The following is a 12,585-nucleotide window of genomic DNA, read 5'->3' as shown; positions in this document are numbered from 1 at the left end:
TCGCTGTCCGATGGTCGGCAGGCGCCCGGTGCGTTCTCAATATGACCGGTCGTCTTAGACGAAGTCAAACGATGCCCGGATGCCGGCGGGATCACCTGATCCCGACTTGACGAACGGGGAGACGACCGGCCATATTGGACGCGGAAGAGGGAGCGATCATGGCCAGGCCCAGCATGCGCAAGGAGATCGTCGAGGCTGCGCTGGAGCAGTTCCACACCCGAGGCTTCAACGCGGCGGGAGTGAAGGACATCACCGATCGCGCCGGCGTGCCGAAGGGGTCGTTCTACAACCACTTCGAGAGCAAGGAAGCCCTGGCGATCGTCGCCCTGGAAGAGTACGGCGCCAGTCGTCGACTGCAGGACCTCGCCGATCCCGCCGTGGAACCCCTCACCCGTCTACGAAGGCATTTCGAGTTCTTCCGGGACGAGATCCTGGACCACGAGATCACCCGCGGATGCCTTCTCGGCAATTTCGGCGCGGAGATCGCCGATCACAGCGAGGCCATCCGGACGGCCGTGAGCCAGGCCTTCCAGGCGTGGGCCGACGCGATCACCTCGGCGATCGCCGACGCCCAGCGAGCGGGAGCCGTACGCTCCGATCTCGATCCGGAGACGACCGCGCGCTTCCTCCTCAACGCGTGGGAGGGCACCTTGATCATGGCCAGGACGAACCGGTCGACGGAGGCCTTCGACTCGTTCTTCGCCATCGCATTCGGCACGTTGCTCGCCTGACGCGAGGTGACCCATTCGGCAGAAATGCCGCTTGATCACCGTTCTGTGAACATTCTTCGTCGGATGGACGGATAGAGATTTGTGTTCCTAAATTCCACATAAATTGACCCATCCGGCGGCTGTGTCGCCGGATGGATCAACCGGGGAATGGAACGATCTTGGCTCTCCGAACGAAACGCGCACGTGTGGTGCGCGCCGCCTCCACCGTCATGGCCTTGGTCGTCGCCGCGGGCGCGACCATGGCCGGTTCGGCCGACGCCTCTCCGTCCGGCTACGACCGCTGCCAGAAGGGCTACTTCTGCCTCTTCAGCGGCCTGGACGGCAAGGGCGCCGTCTGGAAGTTCCGTACGGACCAGCGCGACCTGGGCGTCGCCGGCAGACACGCGGCCTCCCTGACCAACCGGACCGCGGGCAATGCCTGCATTTTCGGCGGCAAGGACTACACCGCGGCGGGCGGTCGCACCAGCTTCGGGATGGATTCCTGGGACTCCTGGGGCATCAACTTGACGGGCCGCATCGCCTCCCCGTGGCGCAACCACGCGGGTTCGCTCAACCTCGCACCCACCTGGCACGAGTGCACATCACGTGTGCAGTACGTGGACTGGATCCGGCCGGCGGACGATCCGGCCGGCACGCCGAAGCCGTTCGGCTCCTTCATGGGGAACGGCCAGAGTCAGATCCTGATGCGGTCCGTCCAGGGTCGCTTGTGGGTGCTCCCCGGCGACGGCACCAAACCGATCGACCTCGGCGTCGGCTGGAACAGCATGACGGCGCTGGCCAGGCACGGGGACTACACCGGCGACGGCCGCGAGGACATCATCGCCCGTGACAAGAAGGGCGACCTGTGGCTCTATCCCCACAACACGGCTCAACGCCTGGCCCCCCGCCGACTGCTCGCGCACGGCTGGAACAAGATGAGCCTCATCTCGGCTGCCGGAGACCTCACGGGCGACACGAAGAACGACCTCGTGGCCCGCGACACCAAGGGCGACCTCTGGCTCTACCCGCGTACCGGCAAGGGCGTGTTCGCCGCCCGCCGCATCGTCGGCCACAGGTTCTCCAAGACCTGGCGCCTGTTCGCCATCGGAGACGTCAACGGCGACCGCAGGAACGACCTCTACACGTCGGGCAACAACGACCTGCGTCTCTACCTGGGCACCACCAAGGGCACCCTCAAGCAGAGCTCCGCCTGGGGGTCGTCAACAAGGGCATCGAGCCCAGCGAATTCGTCTTCTGACCCGTTCGTCCGGCCGACCGCGTGACCAGGTCGCGTGGCCGGCCGCGCATACCGGAGTCGTCCGCATCGTGGAGAGGACGAACACGTGATCCATGTCGAGGCTCCCGAGGAATTCGACGGCCGGATGCGCAGCGTCTTCCTCGCGGGCGGCATCACGGACTGCCCGGACTGGCAGGCCGAGGTCGCGGCCGGGCTGGCGGACCTCCCGGTCGCCGTCCTCAACCCCCGTCGCGCCGCGTTCGAGGACTCTCCGGAGGCGGCGGCCGAGCAGATCGGCTGGGAGTACCGGCATCTCGCGGCCTGCGACATGGTCCTGTTCTGGTTTCCCGGCAGCCGCTCCGTGCAGCCGATCGCGCTGTACGAGCTCGGCATGTGGGCGGGCCGCTCGAAGCCGATCGTGGTCGGCGCCGACCCCGCCTACATCCGCCGCCTGGACGTGGAGGTTCAACTCTCACACGTACGGCCGGGCCTCGTCGTGCACACGACCCTGAACGCCACGTCGCAGGCCGCGCGGGCGGTACTCAAACAGACCTGATTGAACATTTCGTTTAAAACGAAGTGTTGACAACGAGTCGTATGGAGCGGCATATTGGCTCCATGACGTCCGAGTCGATCGATCCCTTCACACCGCCGAATCCGGACCAGGTTCGCGCGCATCGCGTGCACGCCGCCCTCGCCCGCATCGCCGAGCGGCACGCGGCCACGGATGAGCAGCGTTCCCGGCAGGTCCACCCCCAGGTCCTCGGGCCACACGAGGCCATCAGGCTCGTGTCGCTGCTCGCGAGCGGAACCGCCCAGCGCGAGGAGACGGAGCCGGAGGTGGACACCGCCGACATCACCGCCGCCCTGACTCTCGTTCCGCTGGCACGCGGCGAGATGGACCAGTTGGAGACAGCGCTCCTTCTCATGGCACGAGGCCGCGGGCTCACCTGGCAGGAGATCGCGTTCGGTCTCGGGCTCGGCACCGCGCAGGCCGCCAGGCAGCGGTACGAGCGGCTGGCCGGGCGCGCCGGAACCGACTGACCCCGCACTTTATTAGACCGTTCGTTCTTGATACGGTGCGAGCATGGCGAGGACGAAAGAGTTCGATCCAGACGTGGCGCTGCAGGCCGCACTCGACCTGTTCTGGGAGCGGGGCTACGAGGCGACGTCCATGGCCGACCTGGTGGAAGAACTGGGGATAGCGCGCGCCAGCCTGTACTCGACCTTCGGCAACAAGCGCGACCTGTATCTGAAGGCACTCGAGCGCTACCTGGAGACCAGGAACCCGTCCCCCATCGAGATCCTCTCGCAGCCGGGCCCCGCGCTGCCGGCCGTACGGGCCCTGGTCGAGTTCTACGCCACCGACGCCATCGCCGACACACGGCGGCGCGGTTGCATGATCGTGAACGCGGCGGCGGAGATGCTTCCCGGGGACCCCGAGGTCTCGCGCCTGCTCGACACCAACTGGAGCGCACTGGAAGCGGCGCTGACATCGGCGCTGATCAGGGCTCGAGGCGAGGGCGACCTGCCCGCCGATCGGGATCCACGGGCGCTCGCCCGGTTCCTGCTCGTCTTCCTCCAGGGGCTGCGACTGGTGAGCAAGGGCTCCTCTGACGCGAAGCGCCTGCGCGAGGCGGCCGCCCAGGCTCTCACCGTCCTCCGCTGACCGCCCGATATCGGGAACGATCGATCTCGAAAGGAACATGATGAAGTTCGCCGGCAAGGTGGTCCTGGTCACCGGAGGAGGCTCGGGCATCGGCCGGGCGGTCGCCCTCGGCTTCGCCCGGGAAGGGGCCCTGGTCACAGTCACAGGGCGGCGCGCGGCACCGCTGGACGACACCGTGAAGCTCGTCGAGGCCGCGGGCGGGCACGCCACGGCGATCACCGCCGACCTGACCCGGTCAGGCGACGCGGCCCGGATGGTCGGCGAGGTCGTGCGGCGGCACGGCAGGCTCGACATCGCGGTCAACAACGCCGGAGTCTTCACCGCGGCCAAGGTCGCCGACATCGACGAGGACGACTGGACGCGCACACTCGACGGCAACGTCACCGGCGTCTTCCTGTCCATGAAGCACGAGATCGCCGCCATGCGCCGTACGGGCGCGGGAGTGATCGTCAACGTGGCCTCCCAGATCGGCGCGCACCGGCGGGTCCCCGGCCTCGGCGCGTACGGCGCGGCCAAGGCGGCGGTCGCGGTCCTGAGCCGCACGGCCGCGCTGGAGTACATCCGCGAGGACATCCGGATCAACGTGGTCAGCCCCGGGCCGCACGACACGCCGATGTCCATGCGTCCCGGCGAGAGCGTGGCCGACCGGACCGCACGACTGAAGGAACAACTGCCGATCGGGCGGGTGGGCACCCTCGACGAGATCACCGCCACCATCCTGTGGCTGGCTTCGGACGACGCGGGCTTCGCCGTCGGCCACGACCTGGTCGTCGACGGGGGATCCGCCGCCTGAGCACACCCGGCGCCATCACGCGAAATCAGGCTATTCCGCGACGATGGGCGACCTTTAGCCACGGTTGACCACGAAGTGTTATCGACCGTCTACACAGAGTGTTAGCTTGCAGGTCGACTTGATCATCTCAAGCCGGCTCTCGGGCGTTCCCGGCTTCCACCTGTCGTCAGGGGTTTCTGTTGCGTAAATCACTACTCGCTCTCGCGGCGGGGGCCGGCCTCGTCGTCGCGATCGCGTCGCCGGTCTCCGCGGCCGACACCATCACCACGTTCACGATCACCGCGGGCGCCCTCACCATCACGGCCCCGCCGACCGCGAACCTCGGCACCGTGGCATCCGGCGCCACCAGCGTCTCGGCGCAACTCGGCACGGTCACGGTCACGGACACACGTGGTCTGCTCGTCGCGACCTGGACCGCCACGGTCTCGTCGACCGCCTTCACCACGGGCGGCGGCACTCCGGCGGAGACCATCGCGAACACCGCGGTGAACTACAGCCCGGGAACGGCCACCGCCACCAGCGGTCTGGCGACCTTCACCCCGGGTACGGCCGGCACACTCGGCACGCCGCGAACGGCCTTCACCGCGACGTTGGGCGTCAGCAACAACTCGGCCTCGTGGAATCCGACGGTCTCCGTGGCGATCCCGGCCGCGGCCGTCGCCGGCACCTACACCGGCACGATCACCCACTCGGTCGCCTGAACCACCGACCCCGAGAACACCGCCGAGAATGTTCCGTCTTCTCATAACGCTGGGAACGCTACTGGCCGGGGCGCTCGCCCCGGCCGGTGGCGCCTTCGCCGCCACCGTGCTCGTCTCACCCGGTGCCGCGCTCACCCCTTCCGGCGAAGCGCCGCTCGCGACCTCGACTCCCGCGCCGCGTCCCAAGCCTCAGGGGATCGGCATCAGGCTGGTCGACGCGCCCGTCCAGAGCCGCAGGGACCCGCGGGCGCACATGTACATCGTCGACCACCTGCCGCCCGGCATGGTCATCCATCGGCGGGTCCTGATCTCCAACTTCAGCGACTCCTCCCGGCACCTGGCCGTCTACGCGAGCGGGGCGACCGTCTCCAACCAAGGGTTCCGGTTCATGGCCGGGCACAGCGCGAACGAGCTGTCCACGTGGACCTCCACCAGCGTGCGGCAACTCGACCTGGCACCGCACACGTCCCAGATGGTCACCGTGCGGATCGGGGTTCCCAGGGACGCGGCTCCCGGCGAACGCTACGCGGTGGTCTGGGCGGAGACCGCTTCTCCTGCCGCCGGCAAGAGCGGCGTCCTGCAGGTCCGCAGGGTCGGCGTCCGGATCTATCTGTCCGTGGGACCGGGCAACCCGCCGCCGACGGACTTCACCATCGACTCGCTCACCGCGGAGCGCACACCGACCGGCCGGCAGGTGGTCTACGCGCAGTTGCACAACACGGGTGGACGAGCTCTCGACCTCAGTGGCACCCTCAGCCTCATTGAGATCGACGGGGTGCTCACCGCGGGGCCGTTCCAGGTCAGGAATGGTACGACGCTCGCGCCCGGTGACAGCGGCGCCGTGACCGTGATCCTCACCAGGGCGGTGCCGAACGGCCCGTGGCTCGCCCGGGTCAAGCTGAGGAGCGGACTGGTCGAGCGGGTCGCGAACTCGACCATCACGTTCCCCGAGTCCACCGGCACCTCGGGACCGTTCGCCGTCACGGCGGAGACCGCCCGGAAGATCATGATCCTGGTCGCGGCCGGCGCCTTCGTGTCGCTGGTGGTGTTCGGGTTCGTACGGGCGCGCAAGCGCCGATCTCGTCTGCCCTGATGAGCCTCGACCGGACGATCAGACGGCCTGACGCCGCCGGAGCCGGGAGACGATCACCCCGGCCACACCCACCACGAACAGGCCGATCGCCGCGTAGAGGACGGGATTGACGTATGCGGGCACCATGTCCACCGGCACTCCCCCGGACGCGCAGGTGTGATTGTGCAGCGGCCACAAGCTCTCCGACCCGTACGAGCCGGAGTATGACAATCCGGACATCTGACACAGGTCTTCGGGTTGGGACATCCACATGAGGCTGCCTTCCCACAGCCCGATTCCGTACGCCGCCAGGCCGACGCACAGCGAGATCACCGTGAGCCTGGCCCACAGGGCCCCCGTCCGCGGCCGCCGGCCCCGTGTGGTGACGACGACGGTGTGCACGACCAGCCCGGCGGCCACGATGAGCAACACCGGCGACAAGAGCGGGAGGATCACGAGAAAGAAGAACAAGGCCTCAAGCATGATGGGCAACGGTATCGACCGCTATGTCGCATCAGGCCAGCTCGTGCCGTCTTTTGACGCCATCTGCACATGTCCTGCACACGCGACATCAGGGGCGTGAGGCATTCTTCGCGGGTCTGACTCGCCGGAATCCGTACGTCTCATGCTTCTTCTCGAAGCCGAGGGACGCGTACAACATGCGCGCGGCCAGGTTCTCGGCGTCGTGGTTCACGGTCACCGTCGTCATCCCCAGATCGCGCATGCACACCATCGCGTGGGACATCACCGCGCGCGCGAGGCCCCGGCGCTGGAAGTCGCGGTGCGTCCCGACCGGCTCGAAGTGCCCGATCTTGTTGCGGTCATCCGTCCAGTACACGGTGAACGCCGCGATCGTCCCGTCGGGAGCTTCGACGACGATCTCCCGATCCGGGTCGTAGCCCGGCTTCCGCATGACCTCCGTCCGATACCGCTCTCCGGTCCAGTCGTCCTGGAACGCATGGTTGCGTGCCCTCGCGAGGCCGTCGGCGTCGCCTGGCCGGGCGCGGCGCAGGACGAATCCGTCGGGAACACCCGAGACCGTGATCGCGTCCCCGAGGTCGCGTTCGTCGACGTCGTCCCACGTCCGGAAATGCTCGAAGCCGAGCCGTACGAGCAGGTCGATTCTCGTCGTGTCGCAGTCGAAGAGGTCGGTCAGCACGTACGTTTCGTCCTCGGCCATGTGCCGGGCCGTCGTCTCGTAGGCGGCGCGCACCATCTCGTACTCCGCGGGCGTGCCCCGGAGCGCGGGCGAGGTGAACACGTCGAAGGCGCAACCGAAGCGCAGATTGACGGCGAGCCCGGCGACCCCGGACGCGTCCTCCCAGATGTGGACGAGGTCTCCGACAGGACGGCGGCCACGCAGGTTCTCGTAGATGCGATGCGGAAGTTCGCCGATGTGGTCGTATCCGCATCGGCCCGCCTCGGCGATCCATGCCGCGACGGTCTCCTGGAGCCGCGGCATGTCCGCGTCCGTGTAGGAGCGCATCCTCATCATGGTGGCCTGTGTAGTGCATCCGGACGCCGGGCCGCACATGGTTATCCACTCAGGCGGAACGTCCTCTTCGTACGCCGCGCGGAGCCGTCAGCCGGGGAACATGTAGTCGACGGCGATGCGGCCGTTCTCGTCGAGCACGAGGATCTCCAGGCCGCCGCCCACCGCCTCACCGCCGCCGGCGGGCACCGTGTCCCAGTTGAACCTGACGATGTCGTGGAGCAGGACGGCGTTGTCCTGCGGCCGGAAACTCACCTGGCCGGACGCGACGAACCGCTCATGACTACGACTCACCCGGACCTCGATCCTTTCGTGTCCGCGGGCTTCGAGGGTCGAGGAGTCGAAGCCCAGCTCTGCGGCGATCTTCCGGATCTCCTGGGGTGGGTGAAGGATGTGGGCGCCCCCCTCTGCCCAGAGTTCATGGATGGCTTCGCGCCGCAGGTCCGGGTCCGGCTCATTCCAGAGGGCGACGTAACGGGCGGCAAGGTCCTGGGGATCGATATCGGTCATTCGCTTCTCCTCGGCTGATAAATCCGCTTACCCGACAAACCTTGCGGGAAGCGAACAGCGACCGACAATTCCCCCAAGGGAATGCCCCATACGGCGCGAATGGATCGCACAGCCCCTTGAGGTCCTCCTGCACGAGTCCTCCCACGCCGTGACCGCGCGCGCTCGGGTACCAGACGACGATCGGCCAGTTCGTGGAGGACAATCACGCTGCGTCCTAGCCTTCGATCTCTGCGAGCGGGATCCGCGCAAATGTGACGGTGGCATTGGCGTTCCAGTCGCCGGTCTCGTACAGCAGCCCGATCGTCGCGTCGTCCATCTGGACCAAGTCCGAGTACGCCGCGGGGAGACCGGAAACCGGGTAGCCGATCGTCCAGGTGCGGCCGTTGTCGTCGCTGACGCGAATCGTCATCCCGGCACGCTCCGTCGGGTGGACCGGGCCGGAGTAGAGGAGACGTCCGTCAGTGAGAGCGATGACGCTGCCCTCCACGATGGGGCTGGTGATGGTGGCCTGCGGCCGGTACGGCTTCTCCAGGGTTTGCCCGTTCGCGCTATAGCCGTCGACCCGGCTGATCGGGAGCGATCCGTTCTGGTTGCGCGCGTTTACATACAGGCGGCTGTCGGCGAGCTCGGTGATGGTCGACTCGTTTTCATTGAGTCCGCCGTTCGGGTTGGAGCTTTGGGCACCGACCGACCAGGTGTGGCCGCCATCGTCGGAGTACAGGAGGTGCCCGCCGTAGTACTTGGCCTCGGATCCCAGGTCGGTGCCAGTTGGCGGCTTGGAGTGGTTCGCGGGGATGACCAGTCGGCCGACGTTGGTGCCCTTGGTCTTGGCGACGCCGTGCCCAGGCCCGGTGGCGTACCACCGCCATCCCGTCGGCCGCACGTCGTCGGTGATCTCGACCGGCGCAGACCAGGATGCCCCGTCGTTCGTCGACCGTTGGACATAGACGCGCCGGGCGGCGGCCTTGCCTTGCATGATCTGCGCCTCGGTCGACGCGGCGGCGTTGCGGCACGACAGCAGCACGATGTCACCCGAGGCGGGGTCGACCACCGCGGTGGGGTTGCCCGCCGTGTCGGCTCCCTGGGAGGTGACGACGCTCTGCGCACCCCAGGTCGCTCCGCCGTCGGTGGAGCGTTTGGCGACGATATCGATGTTCCCGCTGTCGGCGGCCGAGGTGTGCCGGCCTTCGGCGAGCGCGACCAGGACGCCGTTGCTGTAGACGATGGACGGGATGCGGTAGGTGTCGTAGCCGCCGACCCCGGCCTGCCAGACGACACTCGTGATGGCGGTCGATGACCTGGTCTCCCCGGTTACGGTGATGAGTGGCGCCGCAACAAGCACGGACGCGCTGAGTGAGCGCATGATTACCGTTCGCATCTGGTCAGAGAACCCCATGCTCGGCGTTCTCGTCCCGCAAATCCCCCACCGTCTTGTCAGCGTCCGTGGCCGTTGGACGGAGACGCTCCGTTCTCAGGCTGGGGCGATGTCGTCGAACTCGACGAAGAGATGGCGGGGCCCGCGCAGGAACGGGTGCTGCCGATAGGGAGGCGGATCGGCGACGAGCCGGGGATTGACCAGCCGGCGAGCGAGCGCGGTCAACGCGAGTTGCGTCTCCAGCCGGGCCAGTGGGGCGCCGAAGCAGTAGTGGATGCCGCCGCCGAAGCCGAGATGCTGGTTGTCCGTCCGCTCGGGGTCGAAGTGGTCCGGGTCGTCGAAACGGTCGGGGTCACGGCTGCCCGCGGCCAGAACCAGAGTGACCACGGCGCCCTTGGGAATCGTGGTCCCGGCGATGTCGATGTCGGCCAGCACGTTCCGTCCCGTGCCCAGTGCCTGAACCGGCGGGTCGTAGCGCAACAGCTCTTCGACCAGACCGGCGGCCAGCCCGGGCTCACCGCGCAGCCGCTCCAGCAGATGGGGGTGGCGCAGCAGCAGGAGGACACCGTTGGAGATGAGGTTGACGGTGGTCTCGTGACCGGCGACGAGCAGGAGCGCGGCCGTGCTCAGCAGGTCGCCCGGCGGCATCTCCTCGTCCGTGGCGAGGTCGGAGAGCAGGTCGTCTCCCGGATTCCGGCGATGGACGTCCACCAGTCCCTGCAGATAGCGGCTCAGCTCGGCCGTCGCGGCCACCCGCCGTCGGCGCCGCTCGTCCAGCGGACCGGTCGTCTGGTCATTGGCCTCGATGATCGTCCGGGACCACTGATGGAAGTGCCTGTCGTCTTCGCGGGGGACCCCCAGCAGCTCGCAGATCACGGTGACGGGAAGGGGGTAGGCGAAGTCGTTGACGATGTCGGCCTGAGTCCGGCCGGCGAAGCCGTCGATCAGCCCGGTGATGATCTCGGACATCCTCGGCGCCATGCCGGTGATCCGGCCAGGAGCGTCGGGAGGCCCGAAATGCCGCATGGCGACCGATCGGAGCCTGTCGTGGTCTGGTGGGTTGAGCCGGATGAAGGCCGGGGGCAGTTCCGGGGTCTCCTCACCCGGTGCCGGGCCCACCATCGTCGGCTCCGGAGTGTCCCGAGGGTCAGAGCTCACACGGGGGTCGTGCAGCAGCGCGACGATCTCCCGATAGGTGCTGACCACGTAGCTGCCGTCCTGTTGCCGTTCCACCGGAGTCTTGCGGAGCTCCGCGAACAGGGGATAAGGGTCGGCGCGGTTGGAGTAGTCGAGGATCTGTTCAAAGACGGTGCCGTCCTCCATGACCTCATCTCCTTGACGTGCGCGCTCCTTGGCGACGGCCGCGATCAGTGATTCCGGTGGACCAGGGTGGCGCGCCGCTCGTCCGGGTTGTGGCCGGTCACCACGACCGTGGCCCCCTGGAAGGCGGAGACCCGATCCGGGGCCTCCGCCGGGACGACCCGCATCTCCTCCGGCCCGCCGACCATGTCGAAGGCGGGCGGGAACGGCGCGGCCTGCTCGATCAGGTCCTGGTAGAACTCCAGCCACATCGCCTGATCGAAGGCGACCGCGGCGGTGATGCGGCCGCGATAGCCGTACGCGGCGACGAAACGGCGGTCCTCGACGGAGCCCTGCGTGATGGCGACCTCGTCGGCGAAGGTCGGCACACCGACGGACTTGATGTTGGTGCCGAACTGGGCGGACCAGAAGACGGGGAGCGACAGGTGGGGCCAGCGGCCGGCCGCAGAGCTGATCATGTTGTGCGCCGCCACCTGCGCCTGGGTGACCGCGTTCCCCCAGTGTTCGAGTGCCAGGAACTGGTAGCCGTACACGGGATGGGGGAAACGTGCCACGTCACCGGCCACGAAGATGTCGTCGGACACCACCCCGTTGACGTCGAAGGCGCGGCATCCCGCGTCGCAGGACACCCCCCACACTCCGGCGGCGAGACCCGAACCCTCCAGCCACTCGACGTTGCGTTCCGCGCCGAGCGCGGCCACCGCCACCTGGACGTCGACCACGCTGCCATCGGACAGGTGCGCGCAGCGCAGGCGTCCGTCGCCGTCGCCTTCGAGCGCCGTGACCGTGAGGCCGCAGCGCAGATCGACGCCGTGCTCGCGCTGCATCTCGGCCGCGATGCCGCCGATCACCCCGCCCAGCGCCCCGACGAGCGGTGCGGATCCGCGCTCGACGACGGTGACCTCCAGGCCGAGGTCCCGGCAGGCGGAAGCGATCTCCGACCCGGTGAAACCGGCGCCGATCACCAGCACCCGGCTCGGCCCGGCCGCCAGTCGCTCGTGCAGGCGGGCCGCGTCCTCACGGGTGCGCAACACGAACACCCCGTCCAAAGCGCCCTCCGCCGCGTTCGGCCAGGGCCGGGCTCGCGCCCCCGTGGCGATCAGCAGACGGTCGAAGCCGACGTGCCCGCCGTCGGACAGGTGCACCTGTTTGGCGGCCAGGTCGAGCCCCGTCGCCGGCTTGCCCCGCAACCACTCCGCGTCGAGATCACCGCGGCGGGGCAACATGGTGTGGCCTGCGGTGATCTGCCCGCTCAGGACCTGCTTCGACAACGGCGGCCGATCGTAGGGCTCGCACGGCTCGTCCCCGATCAAGGTCAGCGACCCGTCGAACCCTTCCCTGCGCAGGGTGGCCGCGGCCCGCAGGCCGGCGAGCGAGGCGCCGACGATGACGACGCGACGGACCCGCTCGGACGACCTCGGGCCTCGAGTCCGAACGTCCTGAGCCGGAGCGCCGTCCCCGGGGGTTCCACCGGCCCGCGCGGTGTCGGCCTTCTTCGGCCGCCCCAGCGTTCCCACCTGGTCGACCACTATGGCCTGGACCGGGCAGGCCGCGACCGCCCGCAGGACCTGGTCACGCTCCTCGTCGTCCGCGTGCAGTTCGTACATCAGTGCTTCCGCGCGGCTCATCCGGAAGACGCCGGGCGCGAGAAAGGCGCACTGCCCGTACCCCTGGCAACGCGTGAGGTCGACGACGACTCTCATGCT

14 protein-coding genes are annotated in these 12,585 nt (G+C 68.3%); 8 read left to right on the top strand and 6 right to left on the bottom strand.

The window, feature by feature from the left end; translation table 11 throughout:
- The first annotated feature begins 158 nt into the window (after window positions 1-158).
- The 8 genes from Psi02_RS04430 (at window position 159) to Psi02_RS04395 (ending at window position 6,203) form a co-directional block, all read left to right on the top strand.
- Window positions 159-731: a TetR/AcrR family transcriptional regulator gene (locus Psi02_RS04430; RefSeq protein WP_203972075.1), complete on the top strand. Its 573-nt coding sequence runs from the start codon at window positions 159-161 to the stop codon at window positions 729-731.
- Window positions 732-889: 158 nt separating this feature from the next.
- Window positions 890-1,993 carry an FG-GAP-like repeat-containing protein gene (locus tag Psi02_RS04425; protein ID WP_203972072.1) on the top strand — a complete coding sequence of 368 codons (1,104 nt, stop codon included), beginning with the start codon at window positions 890-892 and terminating at the stop codon, window positions 1,991-1,993.
- A gap of 60 nt (window positions 1,994-2,053) precedes the next feature.
- Window positions 2,054-2,503 (top strand): nucleoside 2-deoxyribosyltransferase domain-containing protein, encoded by a 450-nt coding sequence (locus Psi02_RS04420; RefSeq protein ID WP_203972070.1) that lies wholly within the window; start codon window positions 2,054-2,056, stop codon window positions 2,501-2,503.
- A 62-nt stretch (window positions 2,504-2,565) separates the two neighbouring features.
- A complete protein-coding gene (locus tag Psi02_RS04415) occupies window positions 2,566-2,991 on the top strand; it encodes a DNA-binding protein (RefSeq protein WP_203972068.1) in 426 nt (141 codons plus the stop codon).
- Between the two features lie 43 nt (window positions 2,992-3,034).
- Window positions 3,035-3,616: a TetR/AcrR family transcriptional regulator gene (locus Psi02_RS04410; protein ID WP_203972066.1), complete on the top strand. Its 582-nt coding sequence runs from the start codon at window positions 3,035-3,037 to the stop codon at window positions 3,614-3,616.
- A gap of 37 nt (window positions 3,617-3,653) precedes the next feature.
- On the top strand, window positions 3,654-4,409 hold the full coding sequence (locus Psi02_RS04405; protein WP_308442202.1) for an SDR family NAD(P)-dependent oxidoreductase: 756 nt from the start codon (window positions 3,654-3,656) through the stop codon (window positions 4,407-4,409).
- 179 nt (window positions 4,410-4,588) lie between these two features.
- Window positions 4,589-5,110 carry a hypothetical protein gene (locus Psi02_RS04400; RefSeq protein ID WP_239094599.1) on the top strand — a complete coding sequence of 174 codons (522 nt, stop codon included), beginning with the start codon at window positions 4,589-4,591 and terminating at the stop codon, window positions 5,108-5,110.
- Window positions 5,111-5,138: 28 nt separating this feature from the next.
- Complete coding sequence (locus Psi02_RS04395; protein ID WP_203972064.1) at window positions 5,139-6,203, top strand: COG1361 family protein; 1,065 nt, start codon at window positions 5,139-5,141, stop codon at window positions 6,201-6,203.
- Between the two features lie 18 nt (window positions 6,204-6,221).
- Here Psi02_RS04395 and Psi02_RS04390 read toward each other — a convergent pair whose 3' ends face one another.
- The 6 genes from Psi02_RS04390 to Psi02_RS04365 form a co-directional block, all read right to left on the bottom strand.
- Window positions 6,222-6,665, bottom strand: coding sequence for a hypothetical protein (locus Psi02_RS04390; RefSeq protein ID WP_203972062.1), 444 nt, complete (start codon window positions 6,663-6,665; stop codon window positions 6,222-6,224).
- An 88-nt stretch (window positions 6,666-6,753) separates the two neighbouring features.
- Window positions 6,754-7,668: a GNAT family N-acetyltransferase gene (locus Psi02_RS04385; RefSeq protein ID WP_203972060.1), complete on the bottom strand. Its 915-nt coding sequence runs from the start codon at window positions 7,666-7,668 to the stop codon at window positions 6,754-6,756.
- Window positions 7,669-7,764: 96 nt separating this feature from the next.
- Window positions 7,765-8,184 carry a hypothetical protein gene (locus Psi02_RS04380; protein WP_203972058.1) on the bottom strand — a complete coding sequence of 140 codons (420 nt, stop codon included), beginning with the start codon at window positions 8,182-8,184 and terminating at the stop codon, window positions 7,765-7,767.
- Window positions 8,185-8,398: 214 nt separating this feature from the next.
- Window positions 8,399-9,562 (bottom strand): sialidase family protein, encoded by a 1,164-nt coding sequence (locus Psi02_RS04375; RefSeq protein ID WP_203972056.1) that lies wholly within the window; start codon window positions 9,560-9,562, stop codon window positions 8,399-8,401.
- A gap of 93 nt (window positions 9,563-9,655) precedes the next feature.
- A complete protein-coding gene (locus Psi02_RS04370; protein WP_203972054.1) occupies window positions 9,656-10,882 on the bottom strand; it encodes a cytochrome P450 in 1,227 nt (408 codons plus the stop codon).
- A 44-nt stretch (window positions 10,883-10,926) separates the two neighbouring features.
- Window positions 10,927-12,582 carry an FAD-dependent oxidoreductase gene (locus Psi02_RS04365; RefSeq protein WP_239094598.1) on the bottom strand — a complete coding sequence of 552 codons (1,656 nt, stop codon included), beginning with the start codon at window positions 12,580-12,582 and terminating at the stop codon, window positions 10,927-10,929.
- Window positions 12,583-12,585: the final 3 nt, after the last annotated feature.

The organism is Planotetraspora silvatica (genome assembly GCF_016863315.1).
Lineage (GTDB): Bacteria > Actinomycetota > Actinomycetes > Streptosporangiales > Streptosporangiaceae > Planotetraspora > Planotetraspora silvatica.
The sequence above is the reverse complement of the archived record's forward strand: the minus strand, read 5'-3'. Positions and strand labels throughout refer to the sequence as shown.